This window comes from Pseudoalteromonas sp. R3 (assembly GCF_004014715.1).
In the GTDB taxonomy this organism is placed as follows: Bacteria; Pseudomonadota; Gammaproteobacteria; order Enterobacterales; family Alteromonadaceae; genus Pseudoalteromonas.
The window spans coordinates 3663884-3677844 of the sequence record NZ_CP034835.1 but is presented as its reverse complement, the minus strand read 5'-3'; the positions used below and the strand labels follow the sequence as shown (position 1 = coordinate 3677844).

Genomic DNA, 13961 nt, shown 5'->3' with positions numbered 1-13961 from the left:
CTCGGTTTCTAGAAAATTATGACAGCGATGTCAAAAGCGAGTATTATTTACCTGACTGTATCCAAAGCTGCATTAAGCAGGGCCTGCTGCGAGTTCGAGTGCACCGCGCCTGTGATCGCTGGTTTGGTATCACTTACAAAGAAGAATTAAAGAGTGTCTCAGGATTATTATATGAACTACGTCACGGATGAGCCTATCACCTGTCACAGTATTGAAAGTGGCAATGAGGTTACAATGAAAAATCGCGCAATTGCAGAAGTCTTGTCGCAGCAATTTGGTCTGCATGGAGACTCTGTCTCTCTTCGTCCTATCGGCAATGGACATATAAATACAACAATGTTGCTAAAAAATAAGCAGCGTGCTTTGGTTGTGCAAAAACTCAATACAGTTGTTTTTCCAGAGCCTGAGCAATTAGTTAAAAATGCCAGAAAAATAGAGCATCACCTTGAAAGTAAAGCTAAAAATGGTGACTATGAGTTAGCGATCATTCGTCATGTATCGACTGTCAGTGGTGACTACCTGGTGCATATTGAGGGCGAAGTTTGGCGGGCGTTAGAGTTTATAGGTGGCAGTTACAGTGAAGATGTCGTCGACAGTGAACTGAAAGCCGCCGTTGCAGCGAATGCTTTTGGTCAGTTTGCATCTGCATTAGATGACTTTGATGCAACTCAGCTCCATCATGTAATCCCGGATTTTCATAATCTGGCAATGCGCATTGAGATGTTTGAAGATATTCTCAGTCGCGACCCACAGGGACGTTCAGCCTTATGTCAGGAAGAAATCGCGTTTTGCCGAGCGCAATTTTCGCTGGCACAAGAAGTGGCCGATGTGGAAGCGCAATTACCATTGAGAGCTTGTCATAACGATACTAAAATCAATAATATGCTGTTCTGTTCTGAGTCAAATAAAGCACGAGCCGTCATTGATCTCGATACCTGTATGCCAGGTTATTGGTTCTATGACTTTGGCGATATGGTCAGAACTTTTTGCTCTCCGGAAGCTGAAGATTCGATTAACCTGGCAAACGTTCGGGTACGAGAAGAAATCTTTGCTGCGTTGGTGAAAGGCTACAAAGGCCCTCTGTCAGCGAGCCTGACTGACACTGAGAAGCACAGTTTCATTCTTGGCGCGAAAGTCATGCCTTTTATGATTGGCTTACGCTTTCTAACCGATTATCTGGATGGAGATAATTATTTCGCCACTAAACACTCTGAGCATAACTTACAGCGTGCAAGAAACCAGTTTGCGTTGTATCGGGACATCGTCGAGAAACAGGTCCAGCTGAGTCATATTATTGATGCAGCCTGAGTTTTCAGACGTAAAAAAAGCGCCGTAAGGCGCTTTTTTTACGTCTGAAATGCCTATTGCGCTAACGTGGGCAGCTAGAATATCACTTTGTACCGATTAGATACCTGTTTGTCGCAATGCTTTTGCAACCTTGTGTACAATCCGTTAGCGTTCAGGGGAAGTATCTTCGAGGATAATAATAATGACAAATTTAAATCGCCGAGATTTTCTCAAAGCTGCCGGGGTTGCAGCGGCCGCAGGTGTCGTTTCTGGGTGTGCGCAAAGTAAAGCGGACCCGTTGCAACATGTACCAGAGCGACAGGGTAAATCAGTGATTGGCCTGATAGCACCAAAAATGGACATTGTTCGTGTCGGTTTCATTGGCGTGGGCCAGCGGGGGTATGGCCATGTTAAACGCATGAGTCATATTGATGGGGCTGAGATTGTTGCCTTGTGTGATACCCATGATGAAGTGTTACAGCGCTCAGCAAACTACCTCGCTGAGCGTGGAGTAAAAGCACCAGCGCTGTATCAGGGGTCTGAATTTGCATACCGGGAAATGCTTGCCAGGGATGACATTGACATCGTTATCATTTCAACTCCATGGCGCTGGCACGCACCTATGGCTGTGGATACTATGGAAAGTGGTAAGCATGCCTTTGTCGAGGTGCCATTGGCTCTGACGGTTGAAGAAATGTGGCAACTGGTTGACACCGCAGAACGTACCCAGAAAAACTGTATGATGATGGAAAACGTCAACTATGGCCGTGATGAGCTGATGGTGCTGAATATGGTGCGTCAGGGCCTGTTTGGTGAACTGTTACATGGTGAAGCGGCTTATATTCATGAATTACGCTGGCAGATGAAAGAGCTGGAACATAAAACCGGCTCATGGCGTACGCAGTGGCACACCAAACGTAACGGTAACCTTTATCCCACCCATGGTTTGGGACCGGTTTCTCAGTATATGAACATCAATCGGGGCGACCGGTTTGATTATCTGACGTCCATGAGTTCTCCGGCACTGGGCCGTGCAGCTTATGCTGCGCGAGAATTTGCACCGGACCATGAGCGCAATCGATGGCAATATGTGGCTGGAGATATGAATACGACTTTGGTTAAAACGATCAAAGGTCGCAGCATCATGATCCAGCACGACACGACGACGCCACGCCCTTACTCCAGACATAACCTGATCCAGGGTACCAATGGCGTGTTTGCCGGATTCCCAAATCGCATTGCGCTGGAGCACGGCGGTAGTAAGTCCTTTCATGAGTGGGATGAGGACATGAATGCCTGGTATGCTAAATATGATCATCCCTTATGGCTGAAAATGGGGGCCGAGGCGGAACGTAATGGTGGCCATGGTGGTATGGATTTCTTGATGTTTTGGCGAATGATTTACTGTCTACGCAATGGCGAGCCATTGGATCAGGATGTCTATGATGGCGCAGCCTGGTCAGTGATTTCGCCTTTGTCGGCACTGTCAGTTGCAAATCGCAGTGAGTCAGTCACTATTCCTGACTTTACCCGGGGTGCCTGGGAAAGTGCAAAACCATTGGGGATTGTTGGCGTATAGTTGCTTGCCAACACAGATCATCCAATCCGGGTGTGGTATCATTTCAGGGTTAATACCTGATAGATACTCATACTCGGAGGTAAGTTTGCGCGGATCATTTAAAACTCATGTCTTTTTGTGTCTGATCTTATTGATCACTATGCTGACAGCTGGTTGTGGTTTGACACCAAGCGGTACCCAGCAAACACACCATGCCAGTAAGCTTCAACAGCACATAAATAACTATATTGCGACCTATCAGGCGCGTCAGGACTTTGAACACTTTTTGTCTTATTATGCCGATGATGTGCAGCTTGAAGACATGATCTATGGGTTTGTCGTCAAAGATAAACAGGGGCTGGCTGAGTTTTTTAACTGGTCGGCGGGAAACGTACAAATTCTGGATGGTGAACAAACCTTTATACTGGACGAGGTGATCGTCAATGAGCAGCAAAGACGTGCTGTTATTCGTGGTACCTATGTTCGCTTTACATATGAAGGGCGGGAAATGGGGCCCTGGCGGTTTACAACCGTGTTGCATTTTAACTCGGACAATAAGATTTCCTATCAGCAGGATTGGATCAACTACCGGCCTCTCACATTGACGGACGGTGGTAGTAATTTAAACCTTCTAAGCAACTAATCCCTTTATAACTCTGGCGAGGACTCTGCTATGCAACTCTCTGTTGAGATCAGCAAATACCCATTACACTCGGACTATATTCCGTTTATCAAAGACTTTATTGAGCGGCTGAATCAGCATCCGGAGCTCAAAGTGGTAACAAATACCATGTCCACCCAAGTGTTTGGCGACTATGATCTGCTGATGGCGGTATTATCTAAGCAAATGAAGCGCTCATTTGAACAGTTCGGTAAAATAGTGTTTGTCTGCAAATTTATCAGTGGCGATCTGTCACCTCAGTCATGATGCAGTGGCTTACTGAAACTCTGGCTGGGTTTACCGCCATGTCAATGTGGGAGTATCTGGCTGTTATTTTATCCGCGGCCTACTTGTTGCTGGCAATTCGGGAAAACTCCTGGTGCTGGCCTGCGGCATTTGTCAGTACATTTATCTACACCGTGATGTACTGGAATGGCGCATTGCTGATGGAATCACTGCTGAACTTTTACTACATGTTTATGGCGGTGGTCGGTTGGTGGATGTGGCGCAGTGGTCGGCAGGATAAGTCACTGCCCATCGTATCCTGGTCCTTATTGTGCCATACAGTTATCATTCTGAGCACCTTAGCTGTGGCACTGGCGATAGGGTATGTAATGGACAATTATACCCATGCTGAACTGGCCTATCTGGATAGCCTGACGACTTGCTTTGCTGTTGTGACAACTTATCTTGTTGCCCGCAAGGTACTGGAGAACTGGTTATACTGGGTGGTGATCGATGCCGCTTCCATGTATCTGTATTACCTCAAGGGCTATTATCCCACACTGGTGTTGTTCGGCTTCTATACTGTGATGGTCTGCTGGGGCTATGTACGCTGGTACGAGGTACATCAAGACAAAGAGGGTAAGCCGCTTGCCGCTTTGTAATGCCCAACTCGAAGGTTTGCTCAGGCAGGCCTTTGAGGATGTTTCAACCCGTGTGTTGCGACCGCTCGATAAAGGGTTAAGTAATAAGAATTACTACCTGGAGGTAGGACAGCAGAGCTATCTGCTAAAGTGCTACTCAAATGCGTTGCCCACAATGGCATTGGATGCGCAACGTCAGCTGGCAGAAGTTGGCGTGGCGCAACCTCCGGTTGTCTATGACGCGCACTCTCGGCTGGCCTTATTTGAATTTGTCACGCAGAGCAACGAAGCGATTAGTCTCAATGAAGCGCTATTAACGAGGCTGCAGACATTACATCAGTTTGCTTTCCCTGAGATCGGACATCTGAGTTTGAGCACTGCCCTGACAGAGGCAGGCCAGGTGCTGGCACAATCTGCATATGCAACACAACTGTGTTCGCAGTTGGCGCAGTTTGAGGGGGATATCTGCTTTTGCCACAATGATTTGGTCAGGGACAATATACTGGCAACAGCCCAGGGACCGATGTTTATCGATTTTGAATACGCGCAGTACAATGATCGGTATTTTGATTTAGCGGCTTTGTGTACGTCATTTTCACAGACAGTGCATCAGGGCAATGCTATGTTGAGTCAGTATTATACACTGTTGAACACAGCTATGCCTGCTTATGCTCAAGACAAGCTAAAGTGTTATGTTCAGGTTTATCTGCTACTTAGTATCGCCTGGTATCAGCAGCGTGGATTAGATCAGTATATAAGACCTTTGTGGGTACAACTTAAAGTCTGGCGGGGCTAGTTGCTTCGCACAGGCATGTCAGCCCGAAATCATTCGGGCATAAAAACAGGCTGATAACGAAGCACGTGGGAAGAAATGACTGGTCAGCCTTTCGCGGGGCTAAATACCTCCCAACCGTTGTGCCAGTTCTTTATACTTTTCTACATCTTCTTTATCAAAAATCGGTTCGCCCTGGTCGTCCTGTTGTTTGGCAACCAGAAGGTTTTCGCGTGCCAGTCGTCTGACGCGCTCCACTTTAACATCTAAAAATTCAGCAACTTGTTCAGTGGTCATTGGAGTCATAATACGGTCCTCTCAGATGATGTCATGTTAATACAGGAAGACCAATTTCCCTTGTATTAACAGGTCGTCATTATTGTTATTGTTCTAAGCATAGTTAAATATCGCGAATTTCGCTCTATGTGAAGTCTTTTTTCCAGTTTTAGACTATAAATTAAGCATATAGACAACAATGACTGGTATTTGCTGTTCGATATGATTATTATTGGCACCACAAAGATGTTGCTCTCGTGGTGAAATGGATATCACGTGGCCCTCCGGAGGCCAAGTTCTAGGTTCGATCCCTAGCGAGAGCGCCATTTTTCACTGCAAACTTGCTAGTCTTATATCAAGCGCCTAAATCCATTTTCTCCGCTTAAAAAGTATCGCAACTGCGATGGTCAATACCACCAATGAAATCACAAAGATAGTAAATGACCAAGGGTTCTCGGTGCCTGGAATACCACCGATATTGACACCCAACAGACCCGTTAAAAAGCCTAAAGGCAAAAACAAAGCCGCTACAACAGACATGATATACATGCGCTGGTTAAGTTGTTCATTGAGCTGATTGGCGATGCTTTGCTGGAGTACCTGTGCGCGCTCTATACTGGCTTCGAGTTCTTCAATATAGCGGCTCAGGGTATTATTGGCTTCACCCAATAACCGCCTTTGCTCAAGACTGAGCCAGCTTACCTTGGTATCGATCAGGTCATAGATTGCCTGGCGCTGCGGTTTAATATAGCGCTTTAACGAGATCACCTGGCGCCGCAACAGGGTAATTTGATGGTAGTCAGGCTGAGACTCTTCTTTATCGAGCTGTTCTTCAAATTCGTCCAGCTGTTCTTCGACCTGCCATAGTGTGTCTTGCATTCGGTGTGTCAGACGATCGATCAAAGCACAAGTCAGGTCGCTAATAGTGTGTGCACCAGCCCCATCCAGTAGGGCATCACGTAAATCTTCGATAGAGATCAACACACGTTTACGACAGGTGATCAACAGGTTTTTACTGACAAAACAGCGGACTGAAACCATGTCTTCGGGGTTTTGCCTCGGGTTTAGATTAACGCCCCGTAAAAAAAGCAACAAGCCCTGACTGGCCCGGGTCACGCGAGGGCGGGTTTCTTCGGCAAGTAGTGCCTGCCACTCCCACTCCTGTAAGCAATCTAGCTGGCTGAGAAAGTGTTGTACAGCCTCACAGGTATAGTCGAAATGCAACCATATTGGTTGTTCGTCTTGGAGTGCCTGTGCCAGATCAGTGACAGGCACAGTGCCACCCTGACCATTGAGGCTAAGCGCATGAAGTAAGCCTTCCATATTCAATCCCTACGGGTAAACAAGTATGTTTATCATTGGTTAGCAGAGGTGTTTTGGCAAGCACCACTACAGTATTTTACTGAGCACCTGATTCACCGCACGGATCACCTCATCACGACATTGATTAATGAAAAAGTGATCGCCATGGAAGTAGTGAATATCAATTGTATGGTCACTGAGGTCTTGCCAACCATGCAGTTGTTCATCGCTGATATCACTGTCATCGTATCCATGGAATACGGTGATTGGACAGGGCAGAGCGATTGCTTCTCCCTGATAACACTCGGCAATCTGAAAGTCGGCTCTGAGTAAGGGCAGTAGTAACTCCATCAGTTCTTTGTGCTCCAGCAGCTCCTTGGGCGTGCCATTGAGCTTGTATAATTCAGCGACAAAGGCGTCGTGAGGCAGGTTGTGGATACGCTCTTTATCTGAGGAAGTGTGGGGTGCGCGGCTGCCTGAAGCAATGAGGTGGCGTGGCAGAGGCGCGTTTCGTTCAGCCAAGTGTTTAGTGGTTTCAAAAATAACCCGACTACCCAAGCTGTGGCCCATGAGAACATAAGGTTTTTCGGTCAGAAACGCCTGATGTGCGAGCAGTTCGTTGACTTTGCGCTGCATGTCAACATGGGCCGCTTCTCCCATGCGAGCGCCCCGGCCGGGGAATTGTAGCAATACCAGCTCTACATCGGGGTGCAGTGCATTACTCCAGGGCATGTATATCGCAGGAGAGCCCCCGGCATAGGGAAAACAGAAGAGTCTGAGTTTTGCATTGGGGTTTGGTTTAGGTATTACAAAAAGCTTGTTGTTCATATCGTTATGTCTTTTTCTGGAATTGGGAACTATCCTACCAGACGATATTCAGCCGCGTCATTTTATTCAAAAAATATTCACATAATACTCAGACTTTCAGATGCGTAAGACAGAATTGACCTAGTGTTGCACGAAATCCTGATTGAACTTGCCTTCATTGATTGTTAAAAGTGCCAAGATCGGCGAAAATAGTGCACGATTAAAAATGAACCCGCCGGATGACCCTGCAAAGTGTCGTGCGCACACTTTGCGCAGCATGTATGGATCCGCGTATAACCAAAAGAATTGACTAATGGCAGATCAGACTTTCCTCAATGAAATAAATAAGCGACGTACTTTCGCTATCATCTCACACCCGGATGCGGGTAAGACCACCATCACAGAAAAAGTATTGTTGTTCGGTAAGGCCCTGCAACAAGCCGGCACGGTTAAAGGTCGTGGCTCCAACCAGCATGCAAAGTCAGACTGGATGGACATGGAAAAAGAACGTGGTATCTCGGTGACGACCTCAGTCATGCAGTTCCCGTACAACGACAGCCTGGTAAACCTGCTGGATACGCCGGGACACGAAGACTTCTCGGAAGATACCTATCGTACCCTGACTGCTGTGGACTCGTGCCTGATGGTAATTGATGCCGCGAAAGGTGTTGAGGATCGAACTCGTAAGCTAATGGAAGTCACCCGCCTGCGTGATACGCCTATCGTGACCTTCATGAACAAACTGGACCGTGATATCCGCGATCCGATGGAGCTGCTGGACGAAGTTGAGACCGAGCTGAACATCATGTGTGCACCGGTTACCTGGCCAATTGGTTGTGGTAAAGAATTTAAAGGCGTTTATCACATTCATCGTGACGAGACTATTTTGTATCAAACCGGTCAGGGTCACACCATTCAGGACGTCCGCACCATTAAGGGGCTCGACAACGCAGACTTAGATGCCGCCATCGGCGAAAGCCTGGCAGAGCAGTTACGTGAAGAGCTGGAACTGGTCATGGGTGCCTCTCATGAATTCGACAAAGAGCTATTCCTGAGCGGCGAACTCACACCTGTGTATTTCGGTACTGCATTGGGTAACTTTGGTGTGGACCATATGCTGGATGGCCTGACAGAGTGGGCACCGTCGCCGCTGCCACGTCAGACAGACGAGCGTGAAGTGAGCGCAGATGACGAGAAGTTCACCGGTTTCGTATTTAAAATTCAGGCCAACATGGACCCGAAACACCGCGACCGTATCGCCTTTATGCGTATCGTGTCGGGTAAATATACTCAGGGCATGAAAATGAACCATGTACGTCTTGGCAAGCAGGTGAGTATTTCAGATGCCGTGACCTTTATGGCGGGCGATCGTGAGCGCGCACAGGAGGCCTTTGCTGGTGATATCATTGGTCTGCACAACCACGGCACCATCCAGATTGGTGATACCTTCACTCAGGGTGAAAAGCTCAAGTTCAGCGGTATCCCGAATTTTGCCCCTGAGCTGTTCCGTCGTATCCGTCTTAAAGATCCGTTGAAACAAAAACAGCTATTGAAAGGCCTGGTACAGTTATCAGAAGAAGGCGCGGTTCAGGTATTCCGCCCGTTGATCAACAACGATCTGATCGTTGGCGCGGTTGGTGTGCTGCAGTTTGATGTGGTTGTGGCACGTCTGAAGTCTGAGTACAACGTGGATGCGATTTATGAAAGCGTCAACGTTCAGACAGCGCGCTGGGTTAATTGTGACGATGAGAAAAAGCTGGCAGAGTTCCGCCGTAAATGCGAGCAAAACCTGGCACTCGACGGAGGTGATAACCTGACTTACGTTGCGCCAAGTCGCGTTAACCTGAACCTGTCGATGGAGCGTTATCCGGACGTACAATTCCATCAGACACGCGAACACTAAACACTGTGGGCTGTTAAATACTCGCAAAAGTAATGGTGTGGGTTGATTTGAGCTATGGGCTTATCTTAAGCTGGTAAGTCCGCCCCGCCTGTTCGCTTAACTGAACGAGCCGCGTTTTATGCCGGCGCCTGAGGGCGTCGATGATGTTTGCTCAGTGCACACGCAGGCACTGACCCAAAGGAAACACAATGAACATTAAAAGTATTCTGATTGAAAAAGCTCTGTCTGCGATGGCTGCGGCAGGGATCCCTGAAGGCACTAACCCGGCGGTGACGCAAAGCACCAGGGCACAGTTTGGTGACTATCAGATCAATGGCGCAATGGGCGCCGCGAAAGCACTGAAAACCAACCCGCGTGAGCTGGCACAGAAGATCATTGATAATCTGGATGTCAGCGACCTGGCTGCAAAAACCGAAATCGCCGGCCCGGGTTTTATCAATATCCACCTGAAGCCTGAGTTTCTGGCAACCAGCCTGGAAGCGGCCAATCAGGACGCCAAGCTGGGCGTAGCTGAGCACGCTCAGGCACAAAATGTGGTGGTGGACTTCTCATCGCCTAACCTGGCCAAAGAAATGCACGTAGGTCACCTGCGCTCGACCATCATTGGTGATGCGGTGGTACGCGCCCTTGAGTTCCGTGGTGACAAAGTCACACGTCAGAACCACGTGGGTGACTGGGGTACTCAGTTCGGTATGCTGATAGCCCATCTGGAAGACATGCTGGCACAAGGCATTGACCTGGAAAATGTGGCCCTAGCCGATTTAGAAACTTTCTACCGTGACGCTAAGAAGCGTTTTGACGACGAAGAAGGCTTTTCAGACAAAGCCCGTGATTACGTGGTTAAGCTGCAAGGCGGCGATGCGCACTGTCAGAAGTTGTGGCAGCTGTTTATCGACACTTCTGTTAAGCACTCTGAAGAAGTGTACAAAAAGCTCAATGTGACGCTGACTCGCGACGACATCATGGCTGAAAGTGCCTACAACGATCGTCTGGCCGGTATTATCGAGCTGCTAAAAGAGAAAAACATTGCGGTTGAAGATCAGGGCGCGCAGGTGGTGTTCCTGGATGAGCTGGCAAACAAAGACGGTGAGCCGTCGGTGTTTATCGTGCAAAAATCTGGCGGTGGTTTCCTGTATGCCACAACGGATCTTGCGGCCTGTGACTATCGCTCTAATGAGCTGGGTGCCGAGCGTATCCTGATCTTTGTCGATGCACGTCAGAGCTTGCACTTTAATCAGGTTGAGTTGACTGCCCGTAAGGCAGGTTTGCTGCGTGACGAAACCAGCTATGAGTTCTGTCCTTTCGGTACTATGATGGGCAGCGATGGTAAACCATTCAAGACCCGTACCGGCGGCACGGTTAAGCTGGCGGAGCTACTTGATGAAGCCGTCAGCCGTGCCAGCGAAAAACTGGCTGACCGCGCGTCTGAGCTGAGCGAAGAAGCCCGTGCTGAAATCGCCCGTAAAGTGGGTATTGGTGCGGTAAAATACGCCGACCTGTCGAAGCACCGTACCAGTGATTACATCTTCAACTGGGATACCATGCTGAGCTTTGAAGGCGCTACGGCACCTTATTTGCAGTATGCTTATACCCGTGTGCGCAGTATCTTCCGTAAAGCGGGTGTTGACAGTGCAGCACTGAGCGGCAACATCAGCATTGTTGAACCACAAGAAAAGGCGCTGGCGCTGAAGCTTCTGCAACTGGAAGAAGTGTTAGACTTGATGATCGGCGAAGCGACACCGCACGTATTGTGTGGATATCTGTACGAGCTGGCGAGTCTGTACATGACCTTCTATGAAGCCTGTCCTATCCTCAAAGACGATGTGTCTGCTGAGGTACGTGAAAGCCGACTGTTATTGTGTAATCTGGTTGCCAGAACACTGCAAACCGGTCTGGAGCTGCTTGGCATCGAGGTGATGGAGCAGATGTAAACCCCGGGTGAGATCATGCAGCTCACCCTGTCCGTTACATGCTAGACTAAGGCCGCAATATTGCGGCCTTTTGTATTATATAAGGAATGACCACCATGAAACTTGATGATATTCGTCGCGAATATACCAAAGACGGCCTCTCCCGCGAGAAGCTGGATGATAACCCCATAGTACAGTTTGAGCACTGGCTGCAGCAGGCGGTGGATGCAAACCTCAGCGATCCGACTGCCATGGTGGTGGCCACGGTAGATGAACAGGGTCAGCCGTCGCAGCGTATTGTGTTGCTCAAGCAGGTTGACGATAACGGCTTTGTGTTTTTTACCAATACCGGGTCGCGTAAGGCACAGGAACTCAAAGGCAATAACAAGATTTCATTGCACTTTCCCTGGCACAATCTGGAGCGTCAGGTAATTGTGTATGGTGAGGCCGAGCAGCTGCCAACCTCGGCGGTGGCGAAATACTTTCTGTCACGTCCCAAGGAAAGCCAGCTGGCCGCCTGGGCGTCACAGCAGTCGCGCCCGGTGTCTTCTCGTCAGGCCCTGATGCAAACCTTTAACAGCATGAAAACCAAGTTTGCCAAAGGCGATATTCCGCTGCCAGATTTCTGGGGCGGCTATTGTGTTAAACCCCACCAGATTGAGTTTTGGCAAGGGGGAGAGCACCGTTTACACGACCGCTTTATGTATCGTAAAGATGCAAGCGGGCAGTGGCTGGTTGAGCGTCTGAACCCGTAAGGTAGAAACTATGCGTTTTGTCGATACCCATTGTCACCTCGACTTTACTGAGCTTGCATCACACCTTGCGGAGCATCTGAGTGAGGCACGGGCACTGGGGGTCGAGCAGTTTGTGGTGCCGGGGGTGACGCTGGCTCAATGCCGCACCTTGCCCGCTTTTGCGCGGCAGTATTCAGGCGTCAAAATCGCCTTTGGCCTGCATCCGTACTTTATGGCGCAGCATAAAGCGGGTGATATGGCGCAACTGGCCGCACTTGCACACCAGCATAGCTTAGAGCTGGTGGCCATAGGTGAGTGTGGCATAGATGCCATGGTAGAGGATATCCCCGCGCAGCAGGCACTGTTTATCGAACACATTACGCTGGCCAATGCACTCGGCCTGCCGCTGATAGTGCACCACAGAAAAAGCCATCACCTGCTGGCAGCGGCGTTTAAACAGCTGCCACCTCAAAACGGTGGCGTTATTCATGCCTTTTCCGGCTCACTGCAAGATGCCAACACGTATCTCAAACTGGGCTTTAAACTTGGCGTGGGGGGCACCATTAGCTATCCGCGGGCGGCGAAAACCCGCACTACACTGGCTCAAGTGCCGTTGGACTCTCTCGTGTTGGAAACCGATGCGCCTTCTATGCCGTTGGCAGGGTATCAGGGTCAGCCAAATCTACCTAAACGGTTGGTGGAGGTATTTGAGCATTTGTGCGCTATTCGCGACGAGTCACCGCAGGCTATTGCAGAAGCACTTTATTGTGCGTCAGGAGAGATGTTTGGATAGGGAAGTAAAGGCTGTAAGCAGCAAGAGTTGAATGAGAGGTATATAACCTCTCAAAGTCAGCACCTACTTAATTGTGCAGTATTCAAAGCCATTAGAGGCACAATTAAAATTCGTTTTATTACCATTGCAAAACTCAACATGCGTAATGAAACCAGCTCCTGCAACATTGGGAGTTGCCAAACGGTTGAGGTTACTTTGACTAGATAGCACTTTTATTTTTTTCTTTTTAATCTGTAATTTCATTTTATTTTCCTTAAACTTGAAATTGTGCCAACGCCGAATTTAATTGCTCAGCGCGGTAAGCTAGTTACCCATTCTGGTAACTCACAGTAAAAAATTATTTTAATTCCAACCTGATGTCAACAATTTTAACTTTTTGTTTTTTTGTGATTTATTGCCCATGCTGGTTTTTAGGGTTACTGGCAGTGCTATTGCTCATCAGCAACGCTATTGCGGATCTGACGTTTCACTTCCCAGCGCTTTAAGGCCCGGCCAATTTGCCAGGTAAAAATACAGGCAATAGCCAGCATCAGCAGCACCACGCGACCCAGCTCGTGGAAGTGGCGGTGACTTTCGGCCATCGCGGATTCGGTTAAATACTCGACGCTGACGAAACCTATGGGTTGTTGCTCTGTATCATAAATGGGTTCAATAATGGGCTGCTTAGACTGAGTCAACCCGGCTAAATGACGAGGCAAGTCGGTTATCTCAGGTGGTGCATCCTGGCCATCGTTGCCGATAACAAATTGGCCTTGTTGATTGTAGAGCCTGACCGACAGTACAAATTCGTCGCTGGCGAGGTGATTACACAAAGCCCTGAGTTGGGGCGTATCCATACGACTAAGCGGTAAAGCAGCATTCAGCGCCAGTTGTTTCGTCAGGCTACGGCCTGTGTGATCGGCATTGGTGTGTAACAGCTGATGAGAGCGAAAGCTGGTATTAAAGGCCAGCCAGGTAACGGTTAAAAAGCACATTGCGGCGACCAGTAGGCGCAGTAACCGGCGGTTGCGTGACGACGAGAGATATTCAAGGGCTTGTGTATTTTTCATAGATCTTGTTTGCCTGCTGACATGCCATGATTAAGATGTTACA

The 13961-nt window shown here is 48.6% G+C and carries 15 protein-coding genes and 1 tRNA gene; 11 read left to right on the top strand and 5 right to left on the bottom strand.

The window, feature by feature from the left end; genetic code table 11:
* The first annotated feature begins 234 nt into the window (after positions 1–234).
* The 6 genes from ELR70_RS21185 to ELR70_RS21160 all read left to right on the top strand — a co-directional run bounded on the left by ELR70_RS21185 (position 235) and on the right by ELR70_RS21160 (position 5168).
* Positions 235–1308, top strand: a complete 1074-nt coding sequence (locus ELR70_RS21185; RefSeq protein WP_054016058.1) for an aminoglycoside phosphotransferase family protein — start codon at positions 235–237, stop codon at positions 1306–1308.
* A 181-nt stretch (positions 1309–1489) separates the two neighbouring features.
* Positions 1490–2866: a Gfo/Idh/MocA family oxidoreductase gene (locus ELR70_RS21180; protein WP_054015956.1), complete on the top strand. Its 1377-nt coding sequence runs from the start codon at positions 1490–1492 to the stop codon at positions 2864–2866.
* An 85-nt stretch (positions 2867–2951) separates the two neighbouring features.
* Positions 2952–3488: a nuclear transport factor 2 family protein gene (locus ELR70_RS21175; RefSeq protein ID WP_235577110.1), complete on the top strand. Its 537-nt coding sequence runs from the start codon at positions 2952–2954 to the stop codon at positions 3486–3488.
* A 30-nt stretch (positions 3489–3518) separates the two neighbouring features.
* On the top strand, positions 3519–3773 hold the full coding sequence (locus ELR70_RS21170) for a hypothetical protein (protein ID WP_054015955.1): 255 nt from the start codon (positions 3519–3521) through the stop codon (positions 3771–3773).
* Entirely contained in the window at positions 3773–4393 is a 621-nt protein-coding gene (pnuC, locus tag ELR70_RS21165) for a nicotinamide riboside transporter PnuC (RefSeq protein WP_054016056.1), read from the top strand. Before ELR70_RS21170 ends, pnuC begins: the two co-directional genes overlap by 1 nt.
* Positions 4380–5168: a phosphotransferase gene (locus tag ELR70_RS21160; RefSeq protein ID WP_054015954.1), complete on the top strand. Its 789-nt coding sequence runs from the start codon at positions 4380–4382 to the stop codon at positions 5166–5168. Before pnuC ends, ELR70_RS21160 begins: the two co-directional genes overlap by 14 nt.
* Positions 5169–5267: 99 nt before the next feature.
* Here the strand turns inward: ELR70_RS21160 and ELR70_RS21155 are convergent, their stop codons facing one another.
* A complete protein-coding gene (locus tag ELR70_RS21155; protein WP_054015953.1) occupies positions 5268–5450 on the bottom strand; it encodes a helix-turn-helix domain-containing protein in 183 nt (60 codons plus the stop codon).
* 221 nt (positions 5451–5671) lie between these two features.
* Here ELR70_RS21155 and ELR70_RS21150 point away from each other — a divergent pair.
* Positions 5672–5746, top strand: a tRNA-Arg gene (locus tag ELR70_RS21150).
* Positions 5747–5783: 37 nt separating this feature from the next.
* Here the strand turns inward: ELR70_RS21150 and ELR70_RS21145 are convergent.
* Together ELR70_RS21145 and ELR70_RS21140 are read right to left on the bottom strand one after the other, a co-directional pair.
* On the bottom strand, positions 5784–6743 hold the full coding sequence (locus ELR70_RS21145) for a zinc transporter ZntB (RefSeq protein ID WP_054015952.1): 960 nt from the start codon (positions 6741–6743) through the stop codon (positions 5784–5786).
* 66 nt (positions 6744–6809) lie between these two features.
* Positions 6810–7550 carry an alpha/beta fold hydrolase gene (locus ELR70_RS21140; RefSeq protein WP_054015951.1) on the bottom strand — a complete coding sequence of 247 codons (741 nt, stop codon included), beginning with the start codon at positions 7548–7550 and terminating at the stop codon, positions 6810–6812.
* Between the two features lie 292 nt (positions 7551–7842).
* On the opposite strand from ELR70_RS21140, the gene prfC reads away from it, so the two are divergent.
* The 4 genes from prfC (at position 7843) to ELR70_RS21120 (ending at position 12869) form a co-directional block, all read left to right on the top strand.
* Positions 7843–9432, top strand: a complete 1590-nt coding sequence (prfC, locus tag ELR70_RS21135) for a peptide chain release factor 3 (RefSeq protein ID WP_054015950.1) — start codon at positions 7843–7845, stop codon at positions 9430–9432.
* A 188-nt stretch (positions 9433–9620) separates the two neighbouring features.
* Positions 9621–11363, top strand: a complete 1743-nt coding sequence (gene argS / locus ELR70_RS21130; protein WP_054015949.1) for an arginine--tRNA ligase — start codon at positions 9621–9623, stop codon at positions 11361–11363.
* 95 nt (positions 11364–11458) lie between these two features.
* Positions 11459–12097, top strand: coding sequence for a pyridoxamine 5'-phosphate oxidase (pdxH, locus tag ELR70_RS21125; RefSeq protein WP_054015948.1), 639 nt, complete (start codon positions 11459–11461; stop codon positions 12095–12097).
* Positions 12098–12107: 10 nt separating this feature from the next.
* Positions 12108–12869: a TatD family hydrolase gene (locus tag ELR70_RS21120; RefSeq protein WP_054015947.1), complete on the top strand. Its 762-nt coding sequence runs from the start codon at positions 12108–12110 to the stop codon at positions 12867–12869.
* 63 nt (positions 12870–12932) lie between these two features.
* On the opposite strand, the gene ELR70_RS21115 is transcribed toward ELR70_RS21120, so the two are convergent.
* Positions 12933–13112 (bottom strand): hypothetical protein, encoded by a 180-nt coding sequence (locus ELR70_RS21115; protein WP_054015946.1) that lies wholly within the window; start codon positions 13110–13112, stop codon positions 12933–12935.
* A gap of 185 nt (positions 13113–13297) precedes the next feature.
* Positions 13298–13918: an AhpA/YtjB family protein gene (locus ELR70_RS21110; RefSeq protein WP_054015945.1), complete on the bottom strand. Its 621-nt coding sequence runs from the start codon at positions 13916–13918 to the stop codon at positions 13298–13300.
* Positions 13919–13961: the final 43 nt, after the last annotated feature.

Bases quoted from the DNA above. Each gene is read 5' to 3' on its own strand.
- ELR70_RS21170 (WP_054015955.1), top strand. From the start codon at position 3,519: ATGCAACTCTCTGTTGAGATCAGCAAATACCCATTACACTCGGACTAT.
- prfC (WP_054015950.1), top strand. From the start codon at position 7,843: ATGGCAGATCAGACTTTCCTCAATGAAATAAATAAGCGACGTACTTTC.
- argS (WP_054015949.1), top strand. From the start codon at position 9,621: ATGAACATTAAAAGTATTCTGATTGAAAAAGCTCTGTCTGCGATGGCT.
- ELR70_RS21155 (WP_054015953.1), bottom strand. From the start codon at position 5,450: ATGACTCCAATGACCACTGAACAAGTTGCTGAATTTTTAGATGTTAAA.
- ELR70_RS21120 (WP_054015947.1), top strand. From the start codon at position 12,108: ATGCGTTTTGTCGATACCCATTGTCACCTCGACTTTACTGAGCTTGCA.
- ELR70_RS21140 (WP_054015951.1), bottom strand. From the start codon at position 7,550: ATGAACAACAAGCTTTTTGTAATACCTAAACCAAACCCCAATGCAAAA.
- pnuC (WP_054016056.1), top strand. From the start codon at position 3,773: ATGCAGTGGCTTACTGAAACTCTGGCTGGGTTTACCGCCATGTCAATG.
- ELR70_RS21145 (WP_054015952.1), bottom strand. From the start codon at position 6,743: ATGGAAGGCTTACTTCATGCGCTTAGCCTCAATGGTCAGGGTGGCACT.
- ELR70_RS21115 (WP_054015946.1), bottom strand. From the start codon at position 13,112: ATGAAATTACAGATTAAAAAGAAAAAAATAAAAGTGCTATCTAGTCAA.
- ELR70_RS21185 (WP_054016058.1), top strand. From the start codon at position 235: ATGAAAAATCGCGCAATTGCAGAAGTCTTGTCGCAGCAATTTGGTCTG.
- pdxH (WP_054015948.1), top strand. From the start codon at position 11,459: ATGAAACTTGATGATATTCGTCGCGAATATACCAAAGACGGCCTCTCC.
- ELR70_RS21110 (WP_054015945.1), bottom strand. From the start codon at position 13,918: ATGAAAAATACACAAGCCCTTGAATATCTCTCGTCGTCACGCAACCGC.
- ELR70_RS21180 (WP_054015956.1), top strand. From the start codon at position 1,490: ATGACAAATTTAAATCGCCGAGATTTTCTCAAAGCTGCCGGGGTTGCA.